Annotated in this window: 21 protein-coding genes; 9 read left to right on the top strand and 12 right to left on the bottom strand. The window is 70.4% G+C overall.

What is annotated here, in order from left to right; translation table 11 throughout:
• Nucleotides 1-192 precede the first annotated feature (192 nt).
• Nucleotides 193-1,299, top strand: coding sequence for a fatty acid desaturase family protein (locus tag IR212_RS03240; protein WP_194398497.1), 1,107 nt, complete (start codon nt 193-195; stop codon nt 1,297-1,299).
• Nucleotides 1,300-1,353: 54 nt separating this feature from the next.
• Here IR212_RS03240 and IR212_RS03235 read toward each other — a convergent pair whose 3' ends face one another.
• Nucleotides 1,354-2,976 carry a M28 family metallopeptidase gene (locus tag IR212_RS03235; RefSeq protein ID WP_228479460.1) on the bottom strand — a complete coding sequence of 541 codons (1,623 nt, stop codon included), beginning with the start codon at nt 2,974-2,976 and terminating at the stop codon, nt 1,354-1,356.
• Nucleotides 2,977-3,105: 129 nt separating this feature from the next.
• Nucleotides 3,106-4,116 carry a glycerophosphodiester phosphodiesterase family protein gene (locus IR212_RS03230; RefSeq protein WP_194397568.1) on the bottom strand — a complete coding sequence of 337 codons (1,011 nt, stop codon included), beginning with the start codon at nt 4,114-4,116 and terminating at the stop codon, nt 3,106-3,108.
• A 189-nt stretch (nt 4,117-4,305) separates the two neighbouring features.
• On the opposite strand from IR212_RS03230, the gene IR212_RS03225 reads away from it, so the two are divergent.
• The 3 genes from IR212_RS03225 to ligD all read left to right on the top strand — a co-directional run bounded on the left by IR212_RS03225 (nt 4,306) and on the right by ligD (nt 8,654).
• Entirely contained in the window at nt 4,306-5,223 is a 918-nt protein-coding gene (locus tag IR212_RS03225) for a Bax inhibitor-1/YccA family protein (RefSeq protein WP_194398495.1), read from the top strand.
• A 100-nt stretch (nt 5,224-5,323) separates the two neighbouring features.
• Complete coding sequence (locus IR212_RS03220) at nt 5,324-7,339, top strand: alpha/beta hydrolase (protein WP_194397567.1); 2,016 nt, start codon at nt 5,324-5,326, stop codon at nt 7,337-7,339.
• A gap of 76 nt (nt 7,340-7,415) precedes the next feature.
• The gene (gene ligD, locus IR212_RS03215) at nt 7,416-8,654 is read left to right on the top strand and encodes a non-homologous end-joining DNA ligase (protein WP_194397566.1); all 1,239 of its coding nucleotides are present in this window, start codon (nt 7,416-7,418) and stop codon (nt 8,652-8,654) included.
• 3 nt (nt 8,655-8,657) lie between these two features.
• Here the strand turns inward: ligD and IR212_RS03210 are convergent, their stop codons facing one another.
• Nucleotides 8,658-9,188, bottom strand: coding sequence for a TetR/AcrR family transcriptional regulator (locus IR212_RS03210; RefSeq protein ID WP_194397565.1), 531 nt, complete (start codon nt 9,186-9,188; stop codon nt 8,658-8,660).
• 75 nt (nt 9,189-9,263) lie between these two features.
• Here IR212_RS03210 and IR212_RS03205 point away from each other — a divergent pair, with 75 nt between their 5' ends.
• The gene (locus tag IR212_RS03205) at nt 9,264-9,974 is read left to right on the top strand and encodes an MBL fold metallo-hydrolase (protein ID WP_194397564.1); all 711 of its coding nucleotides are present in this window, start codon (nt 9,264-9,266) and stop codon (nt 9,972-9,974) included.
• A 2-nt stretch (nt 9,975-9,976) separates the two neighbouring features.
• Here IR212_RS03205 and IR212_RS03200 read toward each other — a convergent pair whose 3' ends face one another.
• The 8 genes from IR212_RS03200 to guaB form a co-directional block, all read right to left on the bottom strand.
• Nucleotides 9,977-11,383 (bottom strand): glycosyltransferase, encoded by a 1,407-nt coding sequence (locus tag IR212_RS03200; protein WP_194397563.1) that lies wholly within the window; start codon nt 11,381-11,383, stop codon nt 9,977-9,979.
• Between the two features lie 67 nt (nt 11,384-11,450).
• Nucleotides 11,451-13,034 carry a glutamine-hydrolyzing GMP synthase gene (gene guaA / locus IR212_RS03195; RefSeq protein WP_194397562.1) on the bottom strand — a complete coding sequence of 528 codons (1,584 nt, stop codon included), beginning with the start codon at nt 13,032-13,034 and terminating at the stop codon, nt 11,451-11,453.
• A complete protein-coding gene (locus IR212_RS03190; protein ID WP_194397561.1) occupies nt 13,031-13,576 on the bottom strand; it encodes a DUF3817 domain-containing protein in 546 nt (181 codons plus the stop codon). The genes guaA and IR212_RS03190 overlap by 4 nt, the downstream gene beginning before the upstream one ends.
• 9 nt (nt 13,577-13,585) lie before the next feature.
• The gene (locus tag IR212_RS03185) at nt 13,586-14,401 is read right to left on the bottom strand and encodes an SURF1 family protein (protein WP_194398494.1); all 816 of its coding nucleotides are present in this window, start codon (nt 14,399-14,401) and stop codon (nt 13,586-13,588) included.
• Between the two features lie 89 nt (nt 14,402-14,490).
• On the bottom strand, nt 14,491-15,609 hold the full coding sequence (locus IR212_RS03180) for a GuaB3 family IMP dehydrogenase-related protein (RefSeq protein ID WP_194398493.1): 1,119 nt from the start codon (nt 15,607-15,609) through the stop codon (nt 14,491-14,493).
• A 163-nt stretch (nt 15,610-15,772) separates the two neighbouring features.
• Nucleotides 15,773-16,087, bottom strand: coding sequence for a DUF2277 domain-containing protein (locus IR212_RS03175; protein ID WP_194397560.1), 315 nt, complete (start codon nt 16,085-16,087; stop codon nt 15,773-15,775).
• Nucleotides 16,088-16,178: 91 nt separating this feature from the next.
• Nucleotides 16,179-16,802, bottom strand: coding sequence for a TMEM175 family protein (locus IR212_RS03170; protein ID WP_194397559.1), 624 nt, complete (start codon nt 16,800-16,802; stop codon nt 16,179-16,181).
• 141 nt (nt 16,803-16,943) lie between these two features.
• Nucleotides 16,944-18,446, bottom strand: a complete 1,503-nt coding sequence (gene guaB, locus IR212_RS03165; RefSeq protein ID WP_194397558.1) for an IMP dehydrogenase — start codon at nt 18,444-18,446, stop codon at nt 16,944-16,946.
• Between the two features lie 331 nt (nt 18,447-18,777).
• Here guaB and IR212_RS03160 point away from each other — a divergent pair, with 331 nt between their 5' ends.
• The 4 genes from IR212_RS03160 to IR212_RS03145 all read left to right on the top strand — a co-directional run bounded on the left by IR212_RS03160 (nt 18,778) and on the right by IR212_RS03145 (nt 22,960).
• Nucleotides 18,778-20,139 carry an ABC transporter permease subunit gene (locus tag IR212_RS03160; protein WP_420488612.1) on the top strand — a complete coding sequence of 454 codons (1,362 nt, stop codon included), beginning with the start codon at nt 18,778-18,780 and terminating at the stop codon, nt 20,137-20,139.
• 10 nt (nt 20,140-20,149) lie between these two features.
• The gene (locus IR212_RS03155; protein WP_194397557.1) at nt 20,150-21,127 is read left to right on the top strand and encodes a branched-chain amino acid ABC transporter permease; all 978 of its coding nucleotides are present in this window, start codon (nt 20,150-20,152) and stop codon (nt 21,125-21,127) included.
• Nucleotides 21,117-22,172 (top strand): ABC transporter ATP-binding protein, encoded by a 1,056-nt coding sequence (locus tag IR212_RS03150; protein WP_194397556.1) that lies wholly within the window; start codon nt 21,117-21,119, stop codon nt 22,170-22,172. Before IR212_RS03155 ends, IR212_RS03150 begins: the two co-directional genes overlap by 11 nt.
• Before the next feature lie 68 nt (nt 22,173-22,240).
• Nucleotides 22,241-22,960 carry an ABC transporter ATP-binding protein gene (locus IR212_RS03145; RefSeq protein ID WP_194398491.1) on the top strand — a complete coding sequence of 240 codons (720 nt, stop codon included), beginning with the start codon at nt 22,241-22,243 and terminating at the stop codon, nt 22,958-22,960.
• Nucleotides 22,961-23,161: 201 nt separating this feature from the next.
• Here the strand turns inward: IR212_RS03145 and IR212_RS03140 are convergent, their stop codons facing one another.
• Complete coding sequence (locus IR212_RS03140; RefSeq protein WP_194397555.1) at nt 23,162-24,430, bottom strand: ABC transporter substrate-binding protein; 1,269 nt, start codon at nt 24,428-24,430, stop codon at nt 23,162-23,164.
• Nucleotides 24,431-24,594 lie beyond the last annotated feature (164 nt).

Here is a 24,594-nt window from a genome sequence, read left to right as displayed (position 1 = left end):
TCTCGCTTCGGCGAGGCGGGCGCTTCGTCGTCGGGCGCGGGCGCCGCGGCATGGCAGCCACCTGACCATCGCCCGTGAGTCGCGGCATATTCCCGCCGCCTCATACGGACCGACGTAGCCTGGGCACAGCGATGGGCAACCGCCTCTGGCTTCGAAACGGCCGCTGCGGTCCCCATCGGAAACGGTGTCATCATCTCCACATCCGTCCTCGAGCCCCGGCTCGGCCCCGTCCGTCAGACCTACGCCGGCACCGCGGAGTTCCCGCCCGTCGCCCGCGCCTACACCGAGGTGTCGCAGGTGGTGCGAGAGAGCGGCCTCCTCCGCCGCACCCCGTGGTTCTATGCCGCGGTCGGAGCGGCCATCGCGCTCGCCTTCGGCGGCGCCGTCACCGGCTTCATCCTCCTCGGCGACAGCTGGTTCCAGCTGCTCATCGCCGGAGCGCTGGGCATCCTGTTCACTCAGGTGGCGTTCCTCTCGCACGAGGCGGCCCACCGGCAGATCCTCGCCTCCGGGCCCGCCAACGACCGCCTCGCCCGGATCCTCGGCAACGGAGTCGTGGGCATGAGCTACTCGTGGTGGGCCACCAAGCACACCCGGCACCACGCCAACCCGAACCGCGTCGGAAAGGACCCCGACATCGAGGTCGACACGATCTCGTTCCTCGATGAGGACGCCGCTGAGGCCCGAGGCATCCGTCGCCTCATCACCCAGCGCCAGGGCTGGCTGTTCTTCCCGCTGCTGACGCTGGAGGGGCTGAACCTGCACTTCCTGGCGTTCCGGCACCTGTTCAGCCGCGACGAGGTCAAGGGGCGCTGGATCGAGCTGAGCATGCTCGCCGCGCGATTCGCCCTCATCTGGACGCCGGTGTTCGTCTTCCTGCCGCTCGGCATGGCGTTCGCCTTCCTCGGGGTGCAGCTCGCCGTCTTCGGCGTGTACATGGGCGCGTCGTTCGCGCCGAACCACAAGGGGATGCCGGTGATCGCCCGCGACGCGAAGCTCGACTTCTTCAGCAAGCAGGTGCGGACGTCGCGCAACGTGTCGGGCGGCTGGTGGGCGACGTGGCTCATGGGCGGGCTCAACTACCAGGTGGAGCACCACCTGTTCCCCAACATGCCGCGGCCGCACCTGGCCCGCGCCCGTGAGATCGTGCGCGACCACTGCCGCACGCTCGGCGTGCCGTACACCGAGACGACGCTCTGGCGCTCGTACGGCATCGTGATCGCGTACCTCAACCGCGTCGGCCTGGCTGCGCGGGACCCCTTCGACTGCCCCGCCGCCGGCACCTACCGACGGGTGTGAGGCGCGAAAGAGGGGTGGACGGCACAGCCGCCCACCCCTCTTTCTCAGTTCAGCTCACTCGCTGTCGTAGTGACGGTCGTGGTCGTGACCGTGGTCGTCACCGCCCAGCGGGCCGGCGAAGGTGTGCTCCGGTCCGGCGGGCGCGGGAACCGGGAAGTTGCCCGGGATCTTCACGCCCTTGACGCCGTTGACGCTCTCGGTCGAGGCCGCGTACGTCGAGACGGCGTAGGCGACGGCATCCGAGTTGACCTCGAGCGCGTGAACATCGATGTTGTCGATCGTGTCGCACGCCTGGTGGTAGCACGGGTCGAACCACTCACCCGCGGTGCCGCCCCAGATCGCCTCCTGCTGAGCCGTCTTGACCTGCTCGGCGCCGGTGAACAGGCCGCCCGACGGGATGCCGACCTCGATGAACTCGGAGTAGTCGCTGCGCCCGCTGAACGCCGAGTCGTCGTACGGCTCGCCCAGCAGCGTGTAGAACTCCTCGAAGGTCTGCTCGATGTCGGTCGACCCCTCCGGGACGACGACCGGGGCGACGAAGCTCGACTCATTCGCGTCGTAGATGCCGAAGTAGTAGTTCGGCGACCCGATCATGTCGAAGTTCAGGTACAGCGCGATCTCGGCGCGCTGCTCCGCGTTGAGCGACTGAACCCACTCGGTCGAGCCGATGAGCCCGAGCTCCTCGGCGCCCCACCAGGCGAAGCGCACCGTGTTCTGCGGCTTCGTCTTGGCCATCTGCTGAGCCACCTCGAGCAGCGCGGCCGAGCCGCTGCCGTTGTCGTTGATGCCGGGTCCTGCCGGCACCGAGTCGAGGTGGGCACCGGCCATCACGACGTTGGAGGCGTTCTTGCCCGCCAGCTCGCCGATGACGTTGTGGGAGGTCGCCTCGTAGAAGTCCACCTTGACCTGCGCCGTCGAACCGGGCGCCGCCAGTGCCACGCCGGCGTCGAATGACGTGCCGACGACCGGGATCGCGGCGGTGAATGCTCCCAGCGTCGGGTTCACCGGACCGAACCGGTCGCCGTCGCCGACGGAGTCGCCCTGGTTGAACAGGATGACGGCCTCGGCGCCCGCAGTCTGCGCGTTCTGCGCCTTCTGGCCGAACGGGCACGTGCCGCGCTGGATGAGTGCGATGTCGTTGGGTCCGGAGAAGTTCAGTCCGGCGAAGTCCGACTCCTCGCACCCGCTCGAGTTGGCCCGGTCGCCGGTGAGGTTGATGTCGACGGGGATGACGGTGCCGGTGACGTCTCCCTCGCCCGTCCCGGTGGCGTCATTGGCGACGTAGTCGGCGGCGACAGGAGTGAGCTGCCTGAGCACGATGTCGGCCGCGTCGTACGTGAACGGCACGACGTCAGCCGACCACCCTGCAGCTTCGAGCACGTCGACGACGTACTCCACGCTGGCGTCGTACCCGGGGGTCTGGTCGGCGCGCGTGCCGCCGTGGGCGTCGGCGATGGCCTGGAACGCCTGCAGGTGCTCGACGACTCCGTCGACGCGCACGCACTCCAGGAGCTTCTGCTGGGTGTTGTTGGTGCGGGAGTCGCAGCCCTTCTGGGCGGGTGCGGCGGTGGCGGGGGCGGTGGCGATGAGCGTCATGCTGACCATCACACCCATCACCCCCACAGTGCCGACGACTCGTTTCATGCTCTTCCCGCGTACCAGTGGGGATGTGGTCACGATCGGCTCCTTTGCCTATCTGTCAGTGGTGTTCTTTTGGACACCAACCTGAACGACGGTAGTCCGAAGAAGCTCGATCGGCTAGGGCTCGTGAGCAGGTCGGCGTCCTGACGCACGCGCTGCCGCCGGTCAGCCCCGGAAGAACTCGACGCCCAGGTCGGGGTGGTCGACGAACACCCCGTCGACACCGGCGTCGCGGATGACGCCCCACTCCGCCTCCCAGTCGCCGAACGCGGCGGGTCCGCCCCGCGTGCGGAACTGCCCGATCAGGAAGCGGTTCTCGGGCCGGCAGGTCCAGGTGTAGACGCGCAGGCCCCGCTCCTGCGCGTCGGCGACGACCCGCGACGGGCCGCTCGTCCGGCCGAGCCTGTCGGGCGCCAGGATCATGCGCTTGTCGACGCTGATGCCGTCGATCCGCCCGACCAGCGTGTCGAGACCGGCGGGCGCCGCGGTCTGCGCGTACGTCATCGCCGCCGCCCCGTGCGCGATCTGAAGGTCGAACGGGCGGCCCGACGCCTCGAGCAGGTACACGTACGTCGCTGGGATGCCGCGCTCCTGCAGGGCGAACAGCACGCTCGACTCGAACGCCTCGATCGTGAGCGGCAGCGCCCCCGTTGCCCAGCCCGCCTCCCGCAGCTCGGTGTCCACCAGCGCCGCGACGTCCCAGCCGAGGGAGGCGAAGTAGGTGGCGTGCTTGATCTCGAGCACGACGCCGATCTCACGACCATGCTCCAACGAGGCCTCGCGGGCGGCGTCGAGAACGTCGCACAGCCGCAGCACCGGCTGCTCGTCGTCGAAGCTCGCGCTCGCGGGGCGCAGGTCGGGGATGCGCTCACGGCACCGCAGCGTCGACAGCTCGTCCCACGTGAAGTCCTCGGTGAACCAGCCGGTCAGCGAGACGCCGTCCACGGACTTCGTGGTCCGGCGACCGGCGAACTCGGGGCGCTCGGCGACATCCGTCGTGCCCGAGATCTCGTTCTCGTGCCGCACGACGAGCACCCCGTCGCGGGAGACGACGATGTCGGGCTCCACGGCGTCCACACCGAGGGCGAACGCCAGGGCGTACGACGAGCGGGAGTGCTCGGGGCGATACCCGGGCGCGCCGCGATGGCCGATGACGAGCGGGGTCCGGCGCGGCACCGTCCCAGCCTAGCCACGCGCCCTTCGACGGGCTTCGGGCGGAGCGCCGCTGGGAGCGGGCAGAGCGGCGGAGGAGGCATCCGTTCATAGCCGTCTCACAGCGCGCGCCGCGACGGTCAGGACGGCCTTCGGATAATGTTGATCAACAGCATCGTGCTGGGATTTCCTTGACATTGGAGTGTGAGAGCAGTGGCCCTCAACAACCCCGCGTTCAACAACCCGGCCTTCCAGGACCCGAAGGCCGTTCAGACCTACCCCGGCGGTCCTCAGGCGGCGAACCTCGGCGGCCCGACGCAGTTCGCGACGGCACAGCGCGCGGGAACGGATGCCGCGGCCCAGGCGCAGCTCGAGGGCATGTACGCCGCCCCGTCCGCCGGTGCCGTCGAGACCGGTCGCATGTCGTACGAAGACACCATCTGGAAGACCGTCGGCCTGTTCGCGGTCCTCCTGGTCACCGCAGCCGTCGGCTGGGTGTGGACGATGGCCGGCGTCACCCCGGCCAATCCGAACCCGTCGATCCTTCCCTGGATGGTCGGCGCGCTGGGCGGCTTCGTGCTGTCGCTCGTCGTCATCTTCGGCTCGCGCAAGAAGGTGCGCCCGGGCCTGATCATCGCGTACGCCGCGTTCGAGGGCCTCTTCGTCGGCGGCATCTCGGCGTTCTTCGAGTTCATCTGGCCCGGCATCGTCGTGCAGGCGACCCTGGCCACGCTCTCGGTCGTCGGCGTGACGCTTGCCCTCTTCGCCAGCGGAAAGATCCGCGCCTCGAAGCGCGCGACCAAGATCTTCCTGATCGCGATGGTGGGCTACCTGGTGTTCTCGCTCATCAACATCGGCCTCATGCTGTTCAACGTCCCGATCGCCGGCGGCGCCTTCGGTCTGCTGAGCCAGGAGTTCATGGGCATCCCGCTGGGCCTCATCATCGGCGTGCTCGTCGTCATCATGGCCGCGTACTCGCTGGTGCTGGACTTCGATCAGGTGCAGCAGGGCGTCCGCAACGGCGCGCCGCGCCAGTACGCCTGGCTCGGGGCGTTCGGCATCATGGTGACCGTCGTCTGGCTGTACGTCGAGATCCTGCGCATCCTCGCGATCCTGCGCGGGAGCGAGTGACCTCACACCGCTGAAGAGGGCCGTCCCGCGAGGGGCGGCCCTCTCTCGTTTGCGGTGAGGGCTTTCCGGCACGCCCCGTGAGGTCGCCTATAGTGGCGCCATGACCGCACCGCGGCGGGGCCCGCGCAGGATGGGGGCGACCGCCCTGTGGGGGATCGTCCTCGGTCTGGCGGTCTCGGTGGCCCCCGCTCCGGCGGCGATGGCCGAGCTCGGATACGCGCCGGCGGAGTGCTCCGTGGAGGTGCCCGACGAGCACGCCGGCCGCGTGTCGTGCGGCATCCTCACCGTTCCGGAAGGGCGCGGCGGTCCCGGCGATCCGGCGCGTGAGCTGCAGCTGCCCGTGATCACCGTGAAGAGCACCGCGGAAGCGCCGGCCGGCGACCCGCTGGTGTTCCCGACGTCCGGTGGCCCCGGCGCCGGAAGCATCTCGGCGCTGTGGTACTTCCTCGACCACGCCCGATGGGCCACCGACGAGCGCGATGTCATCATCGTCGAGCAGCGCGGCGACGGGGACGCCGAGCCCACGCTGGACTGCCCAGAGCTCGATACGGGAGCGGTCGCCCAGGACGGCCGACTGCCGACCGGCCCCGAGGCGGACGAGCAGCGCGCGACGCTGCTCGCCGAGTGCCGGGAGCGACTGGTCGCCGACGGGCTCGACCTCGCCGCGTACACCAGCGCCGCGAGCGTCGCCGACCTCGCCGACCTTCGCGCCGGGCTCGGCTACCAGCAGTGGAATCTGTACGGCGTCTCGTACGGCTCGCGCCTCGCGATGACGGCGATGCGGGACCGGCCGGACGGGCTGCGCGCGGTCGTGCTCGACGGCGTCTATCCCCCGAATGTGAATCGGTTCGAGCTCATGCCCGCTGCGCTGCGGGGATCGATCGACTGGCTGCTGGCCGCATGCGCCCGCGATGCCGACTGCGGCGAACGGTACCCGGATCTGGAGGCCGCCCTCGACCGGGTGCTCGAGCGCACCTCGCGGGAGCCGATCACCGTGACGGTGCGGCATCCGTCGACGGGCGGCCCGCTCGAGGTCGAGATCGCCGACGACGACATCATGCGCGGCCTCTTCGACGCGTTCTACGACGCCGGTACCGTGCGGATGCTGCCCTTCATCATCGATCGCCTCGATCAGGGTGATGACGCGGTGGTGCTGCCGCTGGCGCAGCGCCTCGTCGACAGCCGGGACGTGCTCAGCGAAGGGCTCTACCTGTCCATCGAGTGCGCCGAGGAGGTGCCGTTCAACGACCCCGCCCTCATCGAGGAGGCCACCTCGGCCGACCCCCTCCTCTCCCACTTCGCCGATTTCGGCCCCATCGCCGACGACTGCGCGGTCTGGAACGTCCCGGCGAGCGCCGCCGCCGAGAACCAGCCGGTCGCCAGCGCCGTCCCGACGCTCATCACGAGCGGTCAGTTCGACCCGGTGACCCCGAGCGCGTGGAGCGAGCTCGCCGCCGTGGGCCTCACGACGGCCTACCGTCACGAGTTCCCGGGTATGGGGCACGGGGCGGTGTGGGGCAACTGGTACGAGCCGTGCGCGGCGTCCGTGGCCGCGGCCTTCCTCCGCGACCCAGCGGTCGCGCCCGACACGTCGTGCATCGACGACGCCGAGCCGATCGACTTCCTCAGCGCCACCGACATCCACCCCACGACGGCGATCTACCGGCTCGACGCCGACGTCTTCCGCACCTCGAATCCTTGGCAGCTCGGCATCGCCGGGGTGACGGTGATCGGCCTGGTGCTGACCCTCCTCTACGCCGTGGGCTACGGGATCGCACGCCTGGTGCGGCGACGGCACGGCGAGGCGCCGGACGGCGCGGTGCTCACGGCGGGACTGGCGGCGGGAGCGAATCTGGGGTTCGTCGGAGCGCTGGCGCTGATCGTGCTGCGGACGGAGCCGCTGCTGCTCGGCTTCGGGCTTCCCGCCGGCGCATGGCCGATCGTGCTGCTGCCGCTGGTCGGCATCGCGTTCACCGTGATGCTGTGCGCGCTGCTGGTGCGCGCCGCGGTCACCCGGGAGGGCGCCGTCGGACACGTCGTCGCGCTGTGGGTCGCCGCAGCCGTCCTCGTGGTGTTCGCGGTGTGGGTGCTGGCACGCGGGCTGGTGGTGCTCTGACGCCGAAGCCCCCGGCGGGGGCGCGCCGGCCGTCAACCCCTGGCCGATGTCGCGAGGCGTCGCTAGCGTGGGCCGGGTGACGCCCGCCAAGTCGGAAGCAGAGATCCTCGAGATCGACGGCCACGAGGTGCGCGTCTCGAGCCCCGGCAAGATGGTGTTCCCCGAGCAGCGCCTCACCAAGCTCGACGTCGTGCGCTACTACCTCGCCGTCGCCGAAGGCGCGCTGCGCGGAGCGGGCGGGCGTCCCATGGTGCTCAAGCGCTTCCCGAAGGGGATCGACGCCGAGCCGTTCTTCCAGAAGCGCGTTCCCGAGAACCACCCCGACTTCATCGACACCACGACCCTGCACTACGCCCGCGGCACATCGGCCGAAGAGGCGGTGATCCGGGATGCCGCGGGCCTCGCGTGGATCGTGAACCTCGGCTGTCTCGACCTGAACCCGCACCCGGTCCGGGCGGAGGACCTCGACCACCCCGACGAGCTGCGCATCGACCTCGACCCGATGCCCGGCGTCGATTGGTCGCAGATCGTCGACGTCGCCTTCGTCGCCCGGGAGGTGCTGGATGAGGCCGGCCTCGTGGGCTGGCCGAAGACGAGCGGCTCGCGGGGCCTGCACATCCTGGTCCGCATCGCCCCGCAGTGGGACTACAAGCAGGTGCGGCTGGCGGCTGAGACCCTCGCGCGCGAGGTCGAGAACCGCGCGCCCGGTCTCGCGACCGCGCGCTGGTGGAAGGAGGAGCGCGGCGAGAGTGTGTTCGTCGACTTCAATCAGAACGCGAAAGACCGCACCGTGGCATCCGCGTACTCGATCCGTCCGCTCCCCGACGCCCGCGTCTCGACGCCGCTCGACTGGGACGAGGTGCGCGCGCGCCGGCCCGAGGAGTTCACCGCACTGACCGTTCCGCAGCGCTTCGCCGACCTCGGGGATCCGCACGCCGGCATCGACGACGCCGTGGGCACGCTCGACGGCCTTCTGCGGCTGGCCGAGAAGCTGGGGCCCGCAGAGAAGCCGCCGCGCGGCGGCGACGGGTCGGGCCGGCGCCAGTCCACCATGCCGCTCATCGAGGTCGCGCGCACCAAGACGAAGCCGGAGGCGACCGCAGCCCTAGACGAGTGGACGAGGCGGCATGCGGCGGTGGCCGCCCAGCTCCATCCCGCCGACGTGATGGTCGACGGGATGCGCGGCTCCAGCTCGCTCTGGTACCGCGTGCGTGTGAACCTGCAGCACGTGCCCGAGCCCGAGCGGCCGCCGCAGGAGGAGCTCATCGCCGACTACGACCCGTGGGAGGGGAAGGTCTGGCCCGGGCGGAGCTGACGCTCATGCCTCGGCGCGAAGGCCGGCCTCGAGGCGCTGCAGGCCGTATTCGAACGCCTCGTCGATGTCGCCGCCCAGCCGGAACGCCCCCGCCAGCTCCATGCTGACGAAGCCCGTCGCCCACGCCGTGACGAACCGGGCGGCGTCGAGCGCGCGCTCGTCGCCGACGACGGCCCGCACCGCGTCGATCACCGGAGCCGCCGCCCTGCCCATCTCGTCCGCGGCTCCGTCGACCGCGAACAGCAGGCGGTAGCCCTCCGGATGCTCGTGCGCGAACGCGCGGTAGGCCCGCGCGAGTGCGGAGAGGGACGAGTCGGATGCCGCGAGCCGCCCCGCGAGGTCGTCCGCTGTCGCCGCCGCCACGAGCAGCACGAGCGCGTCCCGGTCGCGCACGCGCTTGTACAGCGACGGCGCGCGGACGCCGACGCGATCGGCGACGGCCTGCATCGTGACGCGGGCGGGTCCCCCGCTCTCGAGCAGCGCCCGCCCTGCGGCGACGATGTCGGGCAGTGTCGTGCGATCCGGTGTCGGCATCGGTCCCCCTCATCGATGGCTATTGACAGAAGCCATGATAGCTACGTAGCATAGCCATGCACAAGAGGAGACATCATGCGACTCGGACCGAACCTGCACCGCATCGGCAACGACATCGTGGCGGCGTATCTCGTCGTGCTGCCGGAGGGCATCACGATCGTGGACGCCGGCCTGCCGGGCCATTGGGCGGATCTCGAGACCGAGCTGGCGGCCCTCGGCCGGTCGCTCGACGACGTCCGCGGCGTCGTGCTCACGCACGGCGACAGCGACCACCTCGGGTTCGCCGAGCGACTGCGGCGCGAGCGCGGGGTGCCGGTGTTCGTGCACGCCGCCGATGCGGATCGCGCGCGCGGCGGCGACAAGCCGAAGACCCCGCTCGGGCCGATGCGCCCCGCGCCGACGGCGGGCTTCTTCGCCTACGCGGTGCGCAAGCGCGGGTGGCGCACCACGTACCTGACCGACGTCGTCGAGGTGGCCGACGGCGCGGTGCTCGACCTGCCCGGCTCGCCGCGCGTGGTCGGGCTGCCCGGGCACTCCCCCGGCAGCGTCGCCGTCCACGTGCCGGCGGCACGGGCGGTGTTCGTCGGCGACGCGCTCACCACCCGCCACGTGCTGACCGGGCGCACCGGCCCGCAGCCGGCGCCGTTCACGGACGAGCCGGCCGAAGCCCTCGCGTCGCTGGACCGGCTGGCGGGCATCGACGCCGACTGGGTGCTGCCCGGTCACGGTGCGCCGTGGCACGGCTCGCCGGCCGACGCGGCGGCCGCCGTCCGGGCTGCGGCCTAGGTTCAGCGCGACGAGACCCCGGTGCGGCGCGAGGGACGCTCGACCGCTGCCCGCAGCGCGGCGACGAGCGCCGGGCGCACGGCGTCGGCGGCGAAGGCGGCCGCGGCCCGACGCGCCCGCACCGACAGCTCCGCGCGGCGGGCGTCGTCGCGCAGGAGGTCGATGATCGCCTCGGCGAGGGCGTCGACGACTCCCGGCGGCACGACGACGCCGGCGTCGCCGACCGCCTCGCGGGGGCCGTACCGGGCGTCGAACGAGACCACCGGAAGCCCGCGAGCCAGCGCTTCGGCGATCGACAGCCCCTGCCCCTCGAACGCCGTCGACGAGACGAACAGCGCGGAGCGGTCGAAGATCGCGTCGCGCTCGCCCGTCGGGCCGTGGAGGGTGACGGATGCCGCCACCCCCAGCTCCTCGATCAGCCGCTGCAGCTCGTCCCGCAGCGGCCCGTCCCCGTAGACGTCCAGCCGGGCGTCGGGCACGGCGGCCACGACCCGCGTCCAGGCGCGGATCGCGAGGTCGACGCGCTTCTGGGGAGCCAGCCGGTTCATCATGACGACCCGGCGCGGATCGCGCTCGGCGGCCGCGGGCGGCTCCGGCCCCAGGTCGATCGTGTTCGGCACGACGTGGAACGTGCCGGGGTCGCCGAAGCGCGCCGCGACCTCGTCCCGCTGCGACGCGGTCGGCCACAGCACGGCGTCGTAGCGGTCGACCGACGCGAGCCAGCGTCCCCACATCCCGACGACCGGCCGGTCGGGATCGTCGTGCGGTGCCGGCAGGTGGGAGTTGTGAACGGTGTGCACCAGGCGCACGCGCGGGTCGTCCCAGTCGACGAGCGCCTCGCCGATCTGGCGCGACTCGACGATCACCACGAGCAGGCGATCCGGGTCGCCCGCCGCCGCGCGCCGCTCATCGGCCACATGCGTGAGCCACGCGGTGTACAGCGCGCGGAAGCCCCGCAGCACCCGATCCCCGTCGGGGTCATGCACGACGATGGCGGTGTCGGTGAGGTGCCAGACGGGGTCGTCGCGGAGCACCGGAAGCGATACGGCCGGGCGGCCCGCGGCATCCGAGATCACGCGATACTCGACCCCCGCATCGGGCACATCACCCGCCGGCTCCCCGGCCGCGAACAGCCAGGACGGATCGGCGACGAGCTCGTCGAACAGATTCCGCGCCGAGGTCGTGCTCGGAAGCAGGCCGGCATCCACGAACGCCTGCCGCTGCGACGTGTGCACCTCGGGCGCTGCACCGTCCACGCTGAGCATCAGCGGATCGGCCGCGCCGGCCGACGCGAGCAGCCGCAGCCGCGTCGGCACCGCCACCGCGAACCCGCCGTCGAGGCCGAGGGCGATCCGGCTCCCGAGCAGCACGTAGTCGGCGTCGGGCAGGGCGTCGCGAGGCTCCGTCACCCGTCCATCCTTGCCCACGCGGACCGGACGACGGATGCCGCCGACCGAAGTCCGCGGCATCCCTCACTCACTCCCACTCGATGGTCCCCGGCGGCTTCGACGTGACGTCCAGCACGACGCGGTTGACCTCGCGCACCTCGTTGGTGATGCGGTTCGAGATGCGCGACAGCACGTCGTACGGCAGGCGCGTCCAGTCGGCGGTCATCGCGTCTTCCGACGAGACCGGCCGCAGCACGATGGGGTGGCCATAGGTACGACCGTCGCCCTGCACGCCCACCGACCGGACGTCTGCCAGCAGCACGACCGGGCACTGCCAGATCTCGCCGTCCAGGCCCGCCTTGGTCAGCTCCTCCCGAGCGATGGCGTCGGCATCACGCAGGATCTCGAGGCGGTCAGCGGTGACCTCACCCACGATCCGGATGCCGAGGCCGGGGCCCGGAAACGGCTGGCGGGCGACGATCGCCTCGGGGAGCCCGAGCTCGCGGCCGATCGCGCGCACCTCGTCCTTGAAGAGGGTGCGCAGCGGCTCGACGAGCTCGAACTGCAGGTCTTCGGGCAGGCCGCCGACGTTGTGGTGCGACTTGATGTTCGCGGTGCCCGTGCCGCCGCCGGACTCCACGACGTCGGGGTACAGCGTGCCCTGCACGAGGAACCGGATCGGGTCGCCCTCGGCTTCGGCCTCGGCGAGGAGGTCCGCCTGCACCTTCTCGAACGCGCGGATGAACTCGCGGCCGATGATCTTGCGCTTCTGCTCGGGGTCGCTGACTCCGGCGAGCGCGTTCAGGAACGTCTCGCGGGCGTCGACGGTGATCAGGCGCACGCCGGTCGAGGCGACGTAGTCGTTCTCGACCTGCTCGCGCTCGCCCTTGCGGAGCAGTCCGTGGTCGATGAACACCGCGACCAGCTGGTCGCCGACAGCCTCGTGCACGAGCGCCGTCGAGACGGCCGAGTCGACCCCTCCGGACAGCGCCGACAGCACGCGGCCGGAGCCGACCTGCTCGCGGATGCGCGCGACCTGCTCGGCGATGACGTTGCCGCTGTTCCAGTCCGCCGGGAGCCCGGCGGCCCGGTGCAGGAAGTTCTCGATGACGTTCTGTCCGTAGTCGGAGTGCTTGACCTCCGGATGCCACTGCACGCCGTACAGGCGACGCTCGTCGCTCCCGAACGCGGCGACGGGGGTCGCGCTCGTCGAGGCGAGCACGTCGAAGCCCTCCGGAGCGCGGGAGACCTGGTCGCCGTGGCTCATCCACACGTTCTGCTCGGTGGGCTGGCCGGCCAGCAGCACGCCGCCGTCACCGGTGACCGCGGCATCCGTCGCCCCGTACTCCCGCAGGCCGGTGTGCGCGACCTCGCCGCCGAGCGCCTGCGCCATCACCTGGAAGCCGTAGCAGATGCCGAGCGTCGGCACGTCGAGGTCGAAGACGCCGGTGTCGAGCGACGGGGCGCCGTCCTCGTACACCGACGACGGGCCGCCCGACAGGATGATGCCCACCGGGTTCTTCGCCGCGATGTCCTGCGCGGTCGCCGTGTGCGGGACGATCTCGCTGTAGACACCGGCCTCACGCACGCGGCGCGCGATCAGCTGCGCGTACTGGGCACCGAAGTCGACGACGAGGACGGGACGCTGGGAGGTCTCGGTCTGCTGGGTCAACGCTTGTTCTCCGTCGGGATGGCATGGGTGAGGGACGAGTGGCCGGCGCGGGAGTGCAGCTCCGCGTCCTCGCGGGACTGCAGGTAGGAGCGCACCTCGCGTGCGACCCGGGCCTCCATGAAGAACGACAGGAGCGGCACGATGCCGCCGAGGGCCAGCATGATGAAGCGGCCGAAGGGCCAGCGCATGAGGCTCCACACCCGGAAGCACGAGAACAGGTACACGACGTAGAACCAGCCGTGCGCCACGAGGATGGCCAGCGACAGGTTGAACCCGTCGCCCGTCGAGATCATCTCGCACTCATTGGTCATCGGCGCGAACAGCGACCACCACTGGCAGTCGGGACCGGCGATCACGGGCGCGAACCACAGGAAGCCGCCGGATCCGCCGAGGAACAGCTCGAGGTGGATGGGCGTGTACTTCAGGATCATCTCGACGAGGAGCAGCAGCAGCATCGTGCCGGTGATGATCGAGCAGATCTGGTAGAACTTCAGGGCTCCGCGGATCGCCGGGAAGGAAGCGAGCTTCGGGGCGCGGGGCATGCCCCCAGTCTACCCGCGGGTTTCCGTGCGCCCGTCGGGCTGCGGCCGGGGTGCGCTCCGCTCCTGGTCGTCCTCGAAGTCCTCGAGCTCCTTCTCCCAGGCGTCCTTGGCGAGGCGGTACCAGAGGTAGAACGCGAACCCCGCGAAGACCGCCCACTCGAGCGCGTAGAAGATGTTGAGCCAGTTGACGCTCGACCCCGCTTCGGGCGCGGGCGAGGTGATCGCATCGAGGCCGCCGAACGGCTCCTCCGACGCGATGTAGGGCCGGTAGACGAAGAGCCCGTCGACGTCCTGCCACTGCCCGAGGAGCATCGCCGGCGACATCCGCGTCATCGTCTGCGGGTCCGCGCCCGGCGGCGGCGGCACCGGCCCCTCGTCCGAGATGAGGCGGCCGGTGACGGCGACGGAGACGGATGCCTCCCCCTCGAGCCGCTCGACGGCTTCGCGCGCCACCTCCTCGGTGGGGGCCCATCCGAGGGCGACGGCGACCGAGGTCGGGGCATCCGTCGTCGTCTCGGATCGGTCCAGGCGCAGCTGCCCCGTGACCCAGTACCCCTCGACGTCATCGTTGAAGCGCGACTCCACGATCAGGAAGTCGCCCGGAATGAGGCGGCCGGACGCCTGGACGCGCTGTCCGACCAGCGGCTCGGGCAGGTACTCGCCCGGCTGTGCGACCTCCGCCAGCGGCCGGACCTCCTCGGTGGCACCGGGCGGCAGCGGGTCGGTGTCGATCGCGCGCCCGAGCTGCCACTGCCCCAGCCACGCGAAGACGCCCGCCACCAGCAGGCACAGCAGCAGCATGCCGATCCATGCCGGCCGCAGCATCACCTCGCGCAGCGTCGGCGGGAACTCCTCGACCGGCTCGCCCGCCGCCCCGGTCCCTGAGTCTGTGGAGGCGTCGGTCATGGCATCCGTCATCCGGCGGCGTACGGGGCGACGACGACCTCGACGCGCTGGAACTCCTTGAGGTCGGAGTAGCCGGTCGTGGCCATCGACTTGCGGAGGGCCCCGATGAGGTTCGCGGTGCCGTCCGCGACCGGTGCGGGTCCGTACAGGACCTCCTCGAGCGGCGCGACCTGGTCGACCTTCACGCGGCGGCCGCGCGGGAGCTTGGCATGGTGCGCCTCGGGCCCCCAGTGGAAGCCGCGGCCCGGGGCATCCGTCGCCCGCGCGAGCGCGACACCGAGCATGACGGCGTCGGCGCCCATCGCGATCGCCTTGACGATGTCGCCCGAGGTGCCCACGCCGCCGTCGGCGATGACGTGCACATAGCGCCCACCCGATTCGTCGAGGTAGTCCCGGCGCGCGCCGGCCACGTCGGCGACGGCGGTGGCCATCGGGGCGTGGAGGCCCAGGGTCGCGCGGGTGGTCGAGGCGGCTCCGCCACCGAAGCCGACGAGCACGCCGGCGGCACCGGTGCGCATGAGGTGGAGGGCCGCGGTGTACGTCGAGGCGCCGCCGACGATGACGGGGACGTCGAGGTCGTAGATGAACTTCTTGAGGTTGAGCGGCTGGTCCACCGACGACACGTGCTCGGCCGACACGGTGGTGCCGCGGATGACGAAGAGGTCCACACCCGCGGCGACGACGGTCTCATACAGCTCCTGCGTGCGCTGCGGCGTGAGGGCGCCGGCGACGGTGACGCCGGCCGCGCGGATCTCGGCGAGCCGGTCGCGCACCAGCCCCGGCTTGATGGGCTCGGCGTACAGCTCCTGCATGCGGCGGGTCGCGGCAGTCTTCTCGAGGCCCGCGATCTCGGCGAGCAGCGGCTCGGGGTCGTCGTAGCGGGTCCACAGCCCCTCGAGGTCGAGCACGCCGAGGCCGCCGAGCTGCCCGAGCATGATCGCGGTGCGGGGGCTCACGACCGAGTCCATGGGGGCGCCCAGCACCGGGATGTCGAAGCTGAAGGCGTCGATCGTCCACGAGGTCGAGACGTCCTCGGGGTTGCGGGTGCGCCGCGAGGGGACCACCGCGATGTCGTCGAACGTGTAGGCGCGGCGCGCGCGCTTGGCGCGGCCGAGCTCGATCTCCATGCTCACGGGACCAGCCTACCGGGCGGGGTCACGGGCGCCTGGAGCGCGAGCCCCCGGCCGTCGCGGGGAAGAACCGGGCAGAATCGGCCATTTCCGGCGGGGCGGGTGCGCCCCGGGCGCGGTTCTGCCCGGACTCTCGACACCGCAGCCGCCCACCGGCGGCTCAGGACGCGGCGGCCGCCCGCTTCTTCTCCTGCTGGAACGCGCGCAGCGCCTCGTAGCGGTCGGCGGAGCGCGCCTGGCGCTTGGTCGCCTCCGCCTCGCGGTTCTTCGGCGGCGCCGTGGTCACGAGATCGTCGAGGAGATGCCGGGTCGCGTGCGCGATCTCGGCGACGGCGCGGTCGAACACCTCCTGGTTGGCCTTGGACGGCTTCGTCGTTCCGGTGATCTTGCGCACGTACTGCAGGGCGGCGGCGTGGCACTCGTCGTCGGTGGCGGCCGGCTCGAAGTTGTGGAGCGGGACGATGTTGCGGCACATGCCCCGACCCTACGCCGCGCCCGCGAGAGCGGCCAGGCCGAGGCATCCGCCCCTCTTCCCGACGCCGAGAGCACGGCCGGCCGCCGCGGGCTCAGTCCCCCTTGCCGCGGAGGAGGCGGGTGAGCGGCCCGTCCAGGAAGAACAGCAGGAACGCCGCCGAGCCGACCCAGGGGGACAGGACCACGACCGCCGCCGAGATGAGGAGGGCGCTGAGCGAGCCGCGGCCGTATGCGACGGCATCCGCCTCACTCATGCCGGGAAGCATCACCTCGCGCCGACGCACCGCCCAGTTCCACTGCAGCCAGCTGAAGAGGATCGCCAGGAAGAACGTCACCGGCATCGCGAGCCGCCCCGCGAGCCACTCGGAGTACTCCGTGGTGAGGTTGGTCGCGAACGGCACGAGCACGATGAACAGCAGCCGCGCGTTGTTGAGCCACACCATGGCGGCGTCGACGCGGGCGACGTGCTCGAACTGCTGCACGTGCACCATCCACATGAGGCTCAGCAGCACGAAGCTGAGCGCGAAGTTCAGGAAGAGCTCGGACATCGCGACCAGGGCCGTCCACATCTCGGCGTCGGAGTCCACCTCGCCGAGGGAGTGCTGCGTCAGATCGAGCACGAGCAGGGTCGCGGCGATCGCGAACACCCCGTCGGTGTAAGCCTCGAGGCGCGACGTGCGCTGCGTCGACGCGGGGTGCCGCCGCTGCCTGATCATGGCGCCAGGCTAGCGACCCCGCGGCGAGCCCGCACCGCCTGCCGCACCGGGCCGCCCCCCGCACCCGGACGCGGAAGAGCGGATGCCTCGCCCGCGCGCAGCACGCGGGGGCGAGGCATCCGCTCTTCCGGTCCTGTGGGCCTACCGCTTGTAGTTGGGGGCCTCCACGACGATCTGCACGTCGTGGGGGTGGGACTCCTTGAGGCCCGCCGCGGTGATGCGCACGAACTTGCCCTTGGCCTTGAGCTCCTCCACGGTGCGGGCGCCGACGTAGAACATCGACTGACGCAGGCCGCCGACGAGCTGGTACGCGACCGCCGAGACCGGTCCGCGGTAGGCGACCTGCCCCTCGATGCCCTCGGGGATGAGCTTGTCGTCGCTGGGGACGTCGGCCTGGAAGTAGCGGTCCTTCGAGTACGAGGTCTTCTTGCCGCGGGTCTGGAGGGCGCCGAGCGATCCCATGCCCCGGTACTGCTTGAACTGCTTGCCACCCTGGAACACGATCTCGCCCGGCGACTCGTCGGTGCCGGCGAGGAGGGATCCGAGCATGACGGTGTCGGCGCCGGCGACGAGCGCCTTGGCGATGTCGCCGGAGTACTGCAGGCCGCCGTCGGCGATGACCGGGACGCCCGCTTCGCGCGCGGCGAGGGATGCTTCGTAGATCGCGGTGACCTGCGGCACCCCGACGCCCGCGACCACACGGGTGGTGCAGATCGAGCCCGGGCCGACGCCGACCTTCACGGCGTCGACGCCCGCGTCGATGAGCGCCTGGGCGCCCTCGCGCGTGGCGACGTTGCCGCCGATGACGTCGATGTGGGCGAACGACGCATCCGCCTTGAGGCGGCGCACCATGTCGATCACGCCGGCGGACTGGCCGTTCGCGGTGTCGACGACGATGACGTCGACGCCCGCGTCGCGCAGCGCCTCGGCGCGCTGCCACGCGTCGCCGAAGAAGCCGATGGCTGCGCCCACCCGCAGGCGGCCGTGCTCGTCCTTGGTGGCGAGGGGGTACTTCTCGCTCTTGTCGAAGTCCTTGATGGTGATGAGGCCGGCGAGCTTGCCGTCGTCGTCGATGAGCGGGAGTTTCTCGACGCGGTGCCGGGCGAAGAGGGCGATCACCTCGCCGGCGCTGATGCCGACGCGGCCGGTGACGAGGTCCTCGCTGGTCATGACGTCGCGCACCTTGGTGGTCTGGCGCTCGAAGCCGGAGACGAACCGCATGTCGCGGTTGGTGACGATGCCGACCAGGCGGCCGTGGTCGTCGACGACGGGAAGGCCCGAGATCCGGTAGGTCGCGCACAGCGCGTTGACCTCTTCGATCGTGGCGTCGGGCGTCGTCGTGATCGGGTCGGTGATCATGCCCGACTCGCTGCGCTTGACCCGGTCGACCATCGACGCCTGCTCTTCGATGGACAGGTTGCGGTGGATGATGCCGATGCCGCCTTCGCGGGCGATCGCGATCGCGAGACGCGCCTCGGTGACCGTGTCCATCGCGGCCGAGAGCAGGGGCGTGGCCACCGTGATGCGGCGGGTCACGCGCGACGACGTGTCGGCCTCACTGGGGATCACGTCGGTGTGCCCCGGCAGCAGCAGCACATCGTCGTAGGTCAGTCCGACGAAGCCGAAGGGGTCGTTGTGCTCCATGTGGTCTCCTGCGCTCACGGCGCGTTCTCTCAGGTGTGGACGACGACGGCCGGCGCGCACATGACGCTCCGCCTTCGATTCTAAAGCGTCCGGCACCCTCGATTTGTTCCCGCGTCGGCGGGCGCGCGGGCGCACGCGCGTGTCGCCGCGCGCAAGAACGCCGGCGATCAGGGCTCATCGGGAGGAAAGCGCACGTCCCGTTGCGAAAGGGTCACGTATCCACAGGTGAACGTATGCGAAACAGCGCGGACACATTACAGTCGTACCGTCGTTCATCACGGCCGATGCGACCCGAGCTTCGGTGTCCGCGTGGTGCCGAACTGGAGGTTTTGTGGGTCCTACGACTGCGATCACGATCAGCAGCCGCCGCTGGATCGTTCTGCTCTTCGGACTGCTGATGGCTGCGGGCATGGTGTTCCTGTCCACGCCGACCAGCGCACACGCGGACGCACCCGACACCCCGGGCGCCGACCAGGAGCAGACCGACTACTACTTCGGCGGCGTCGTCACCTTCGAGGGCGAGCCCGTCGAGGGCGTCACGATGTCCATCGAGGGGGGCGGATTCGAGGCCGAGACCGTCACCAACGCCGAGGGGCGCTGGCGGCTGTACGTCCCCGAGAAGGACGACTACGTCCTGACCATCGAAGAGGACACCCTCCCCGAGGGCGTCATCGTCGATCCCGAGCAGCTGCCCGAGGGGACGCAGCCCATCCAGGGCACCAGCGGGTCGTTCGAGGTGACGTTCGGCCTCACGAACAGCAAGATCCTCAACCTCTTCCTCGGTGAGGGAGAGCGGGTCACGGCGACCCAGTTCGACCGCGTGGTCGCGCTGGTGATCAACGGCCTGAACTTCGGTCTGCTCCTCGCGCTCGCCTCGATCGGCGTCTCGCTGATCTTCGGCACCACGGGACTGACGAACTTCGCGCACGCCGAGATGGTCACCTTCGGCGCCATCGTGGCGCTCGTCTTCGGCACGTTCCTGACCTGGCCGATGTGGATCGTCATCCCGCTCGTCCTGGTGTTCGGCGCCGCCTTCGGGTGGGGCCTGGACGCGGGACTGTGGCGGCCGCTCCGGCGAAGGGGCCTCGGCCTCGTGCAGCTGATGATCGTCAGCATCGGCCTGTCGCTCGCGCTGCGCTACACCTTCCAGTTCTTCATCGGCGGCACGAGCTACCAGCTTCCGGGCGCCGGTGCGGCGAAGATCCGCATCATCGGCCCGATCTCGCTCTCGATCATCGACATGGCCTCGATGGGCATCAGCATCGTCGTGATCGTCGCCGTCGCGTTCTGGCTCGTGCGCACCCGCGTCGGCAAGGCGACACGCGCGATCTCCGACAACCCCGGCCTCGCCGCCGCGTCCGGCATCGACGTCGACGGCGTCATCCGCATCGTGTGGATGATGTCGGCGGCGCTGGCCGCGCTCGCCGGCGTGCTGTGGGCCTACTTCCGTCCGGGTGTCCGGTGGGACATGGGCGTGCAGATCCTGCTGCTCATCTTCGCGGCGGTCACGCTCGGCGGTCTCGGCACGGCGTTCGGAGCCCTCATCGGCTCGATCATCGTGGGTCTGCTCGTGGAGATCTCCACTCTGTGGCTGCCTCCAGACCTGAAGTACGTGGGCGCGCTGGCCGTGCTCATCATCGTGCTGCTGGTCAGACCACAGGGAATCCTGGGTCGCAAGGAACGAGTGGGTTAGGGGCCGCGAGATGGATTGGGGACAGATCTTCAACAACACCGCGAGCTGGTTCCTGCAGCCGACGACCATCGCATATGCGCTGGCTGCCACCGGTCTCGCCGTCCATTTCGGCTACGCGGGCCTGCTGAACTTCGGCATGGCCGGCTTCATGGCGATCGGCGCGTACTCGTACGCGATCTCGATCCTGAGCTTCGGCCTGCCGTGGTGGGTCGGAATCCTGATCGGGATGCTGGGCGCCGTCGTGTTCGCCTTCATCCTCGGTATCCCGACACTGCGACTGCGCGCCGACTACCTCGCCATCGTGACGATCGCCGCGGCGGAGATCGTGCGGCTCCTGTTCACCACGACGGTGTTCGACGAGTTCACGAACTCGGCCGACGGACTGGGCGGCTACCACGCGGGCTTCCGCGCGGCCAACCCGTTCCCCGAGGGCACGTACGGCTTCGGCCCGTGGACGTGGACGGCCGACCAGCTGTGGGTCCGCGTGTTCGGTCTCATCCTGCTCGCGATCGCGATCTATCTGGTGTGGGCGCTCATGCGCAGCCCGTGGGGCCGCGTGCTGAAGGGCATCCGTGAGGACGAGGACGCCGTGCGCTCGCTCGGCAAGAACGTCTTCGCCTACAAGATGCAGGCGCTCATCATCGGCGGCATCTTCGGCGCGCTGGGCGGCGTGGTCTTCGCGCTCCCCTCCGCCGTGATCCCCGCCACCTACACGACCTCGCTGACGTTCTTCCTGTGGACGATCCTGCTCCTCGGCGGCGCAGCGACGGTCTTCGGCCCCGCGGTCGGGTCGGTCATCTTCTGGGTCATCATGGCGTTCCTCGACAACGTGCTGCCGGCGCTGGCCAGCGAGGGCATCCTGCCGATGACGCCGATCCAAGCCGGCATCCTGCGGTTCATCCTCGTGGGTGTGGCACTGATGCTGATCGTGATCTTCCGCCCGCAGGGCATCTTCGGAAACAAGAGGGAGCTGACCTTTGTCAAGTAACCCGCCCATCGCGCCCGAGCCGGCGCCCGAGACCCCGGGCGCGGTTCCGGCGGGCTCTCCGGCCGGGACGGGCGCCGTCCCGACGGCGACCGGATCCGTCCGGCGCCCCAAGACCGCAGGCCTCGCCAAGGGCGACCCCGTCCCGGGCGTCGCCAAGAACGACCCCATCCTCGTCGTCGACGGCGTCACCCGCCGCTTCGGCGGTCTCACCGCCGTCGACGTCGACCACCTCGAGATCCCCCGCAACGCCATCACTGCGCTCATCGGCCCCAACGGCGCCGGCAAGACCACGCTGTTCAACCTGCTGTGCGGCTTCGACAAGCCCAACTCCGGGTCCTGGGCGTTCGACGGCAAGCAGCTGGCCGGCATCCCGTCGTTCAAGGTGGCCCGCATGGGCCAGGTGCGCACGTTCCAGCTGACCAAGTCGCTGTCGCTGCTCACCGTGCTCGAGAACATGAAGCTCGGCGCGACCTCCCAGAAGGGCGAGAGCCTGTGGGCGAGCATCGTCCCCGCGCTGTGGCGCAAGCAGGACGACGGCATCGAGGAGAAGGCCCGCGAGCTGCTGCAGCGGTTCAAGCTCGACGCGAAGGCCGATGACTACGCAGCCTCGCTGTCGGGCGGACAGCGGAAGCTCCTCGAGATGGCCCGCGCTCTCATGAGCGACCCCACGCTCGTCATGCTCGACGAGCCGATGGCCGGTGTGAACCCGGCGCTGACCGAGTCGCTGCTGGACCACATCCTCGACCTCAAGGACCTCGGCATGACGGTGCTCTTCGTCGAGCACGACATGCACATGGTGCGCCACATCGCCGACTGGGTCGTCGTGATGGCCGAAGGCAAGGTCGTGGCCGAAGGCCCGCCCGACACCGTGATGGAGGACCAGGCGGTCATCGACGCGTATCTCGGCAGCCACCAGGACGTCGACCTCGGCGTCGTGACCGGCCGCGTCGCGGGCGAGCTCGACGAGTCCGCGGTCGAGCTGCTGGAAGAGATCCGCGAGGCCGAAGAAGCCGCGATCGCCGAGGCCGAGGAGGAGACCAAGTGAGCGACCCTTCGACAAGCGCAGGGGCGGGAGTCGGGCCCGTCGCCGAGGCCGCGAAGAGCGACCGCGTCGTGGTGGAGGTCAAGGACCTCACCGCGGGCTACCTGCCTGGCATCAACATCATCAACGGCGCGAATCTCATCGCCCGCAAGGGCGAGCTGATCGGCATCATCGGCCCGAACGGCGCCGGCAAGTCGACGCTGCTGAAGTCGATCTTCGGCATGGTGAAGGTGCGCGGCGGCGAGATCAACGTGGACGGCGAGAGCGTGGTGGGACTGAAGTCCGACAAGCTCGTGCAGCGCGGCGTCGGCTTCGTGCCGCAGACGAACAACGTCTTCCCCTCGCTCAGCATCGAGGAGAACCTGCAGATGGGCATGTACCAGCGCCCGAAGGTCTACGCCGAGCGCCTGGAGTTCGTCACCGGCATCTTCGCCGAGCTGGGCAAGCGCCTCAAGCAGCGCGCCGGGTCGCTCTCCGGCGGTGAGCGCCAGATGGTGGCGATGTCGCGCGCGCTCATGATGGACCCGTCGGTGCTGCTGCTGGACGAGCCGTCGGCGGGCCTGTCGCCGGTCCGCCAGGATGACGCCTTCATCCGCGTCTCCGACATCAACAAGGCGGGCGTGACGACCATCATGGTCGAGCAGAACGCGCGCCGCTGCCTGCAGATCTGCGACCGCGGGTACGTCCTCGACCAGGGCCGCGACGCCTACGAGGGCACCGGCCGCGAGCTGCTCAACGACCCCAAGGTCATCGGGCTGTACCTCGGCACGCTGGGCAGCGAGACCGCCTGACGGGCCGCTGACCGCACCGGAAAGCGGACGGATGCCTCGCCACGAGGCATCCGTCCGCTTCTTCGTGCGCGGGCCGCAGCGGCGATGCCACGGGTGCGGTCCTCGTCGCTCGCCCGTACCGGCGCAGGCAGAAGGCCCCGGATCGCTCCGGGGCCTTCTGGGTGTCGCGTGACCGCGAGTCAGCTGCTGCTGACGCTCAGGTCAGTTGATGCGGGTGTGCGTGTTGTCGGCGCCGTACTCGAAGACACCGATCGACGCCTCGGTCGGGTCGCCGTTCTCGTCGAAGGTGATGTTGCCCGAGTAGCCGTCGTAGTCGGCCACGTCGCCCGCGAGGATGATGTCGGCGCACTCCTCGAACGAGGTGCACTTCTCGCCCTCGCCGGTGCCGCCCGAGACCTCCTGCAGCTTGCCGGCGATGTCGGCCGGGTCGTTGGAGTTGGCCGCGAGTGCGGCGAGCGCGAGCAGCACGACCGCGTCGTACGACTCGGCGGCGTAGTTGAGGTCGGCGAGCTCCTCGTTGCCCTCGCCGGTCCACCACTCGTTGAGACGGTCGATGAAGTCGTCCTCGAGCGCGGGTCCGGGCTGCGTGCCCTTCGAGCCCTCGATGCTCACCGGCATCTCGTCGCCCCACTGGCTGGTGTTGCCGTCGACGAAGTAGAAGTTGCCTCCGTCGAAGCCCTCCGCCACGACGGCCGGGACGATGGTCGAGGTCTCGACGAAGCCGATCACGGCGATCGCGTCGGGGTTCTCGGCGAGCACCGCGCTGACCTGTGCGTCGAAGGTGGTGTCGGTCGCGTTGTACGCCTGGCTGGCGACGACCTCGCCGCCGGCGGCCTCGAAGTTCTCGGTCAGCGCCGCCTCGAGACCCGTGCCGTACGCGTCGTTGAGGTAGATGATGCCGAGCGTCTGGTGGCCGTCCTCGGCGATCAGGTTGCCGAGCACCTCGCCCTGGAGCAGGTCGCTGGGAGCGGTGCGCCAGTAGAGGTTGTTGTCGTCCCACGTGGTGAAGTCCGGCGACGTGTTGGCCGGCGAGAACGTGATGACGCCCGCGCCGACCGCCTGGTCGAGGAAGAGCTTGGTCACACCCGACGAGGCGGCGCCGATGAGCGCCTGGACGTCGTTGCCCAGCAGGCGCGGCACGGTGGTCTCGTACGCCTTGTTGTCGGGGTCGCCCGAGTCACCGAACTCGACGTCGACCGTGATGCTCTTGGCAGCCTCGTTGATGTCGGCCGCGGCGAGGCCGACACCGGCCTCCTCGGGCGGGCCGAGGAACGCCAGGGCTCCGGTCTGCGGGAGGACGGTGCCGATGTTGAGCGAGAGTTCCTCGCGGTCTTCGGCGGGGGCACTGGTCTCGCCACCACCGGTGTTGCCACCGCCGCCGGTGCAACCGGCGAGGACGAGGGCGCTGGCGCCGGCGAGCGCGATGCCGCCGAGAACGGTGGCCTTGCGCGAGCGGGTGAAGACGCTCATGTTGCTCCTTGCTGTATGTATGTGGGCGCGGCTCGGGCGCCCGACCCAATGCGACAAACCTAACCGGGCGCGAGGGCGCAGAATGTTGCCGTTCGTTAACGATGTGTAACGGGTCTGACCGGGGGTTCCGCGTTCCCGTCATTTCTGCAGGGTGTTCCCCGCCG

This window comes from Microbacterium atlanticum, assembly GCF_015277815.1.
Taxonomy (GTDB): domain Bacteria; phylum Actinomycetota; class Actinomycetes; order Actinomycetales; family Microbacteriaceae; genus Microbacterium; species Microbacterium atlanticum.
Note: the sequence above shows the minus strand (reverse complement) of the source record. Positions and strands in the feature narration are given on the sequence as shown.